Origin of the sequence: Xanthomonas populi (genome assembly GCF_002940065.1) — a bacterium.
Classification (GTDB): domain Bacteria; phylum Pseudomonadota; class Gammaproteobacteria; order Xanthomonadales; family Xanthomonadaceae; genus Xanthomonas; species Xanthomonas populi.
The window spans coordinates 1-374 of record NZ_MDEJ01000359.1 but is presented as its reverse complement, the minus strand read 5'-3'; the positions used below and the strand labels follow the sequence as shown (position 1 = coordinate 374).

Sequence of the window (374 nt, the reverse complement as noted above, 5' to 3'; positions counted from 1 at the left end):
CACCGCACCCAATCCACTCGCGCACCAGCGCACGACGCGCCGGTGCGCTCACCACGTTTTTCGCAGCGCATCCTTGATCAGATCGTTCTCGAACAGCTGCTCGGCCAGCAACGTCTTCAGCCGGGCATTCTCGGACTCAAGGTCTTTGAGCCGCTTGGCATCGGGCACGCGCATCCCGCCGAACTTGCTGCGCCACAAATAGTACGAGGCCTCGCTGACGCCATGGCGCCGGCATAGGTCCTTGATCGCCACGCCGCTTTCGGCTTCGCGCAGAAAGCCGATGACCTGCTCGTCGGTAAAACGCTTCTTCACGTCCAATCTCCTTCGGGGTAGGGAATTGGACTCCAAACTGGCGTGCTACTCAAAATCGGGGG

Annotated in this window: 1 pseudogene; it reads right to left on the bottom strand. The window is 61.0% G+C overall.

The window, feature by feature from the left end:
- A pseudogene (locus XpopCFBP1817_RS21265) lies at positions 1-312 on the bottom strand (transposase); the annotation flags it as partial.
- Positions 313-374 lie beyond the last annotated feature (62 nt).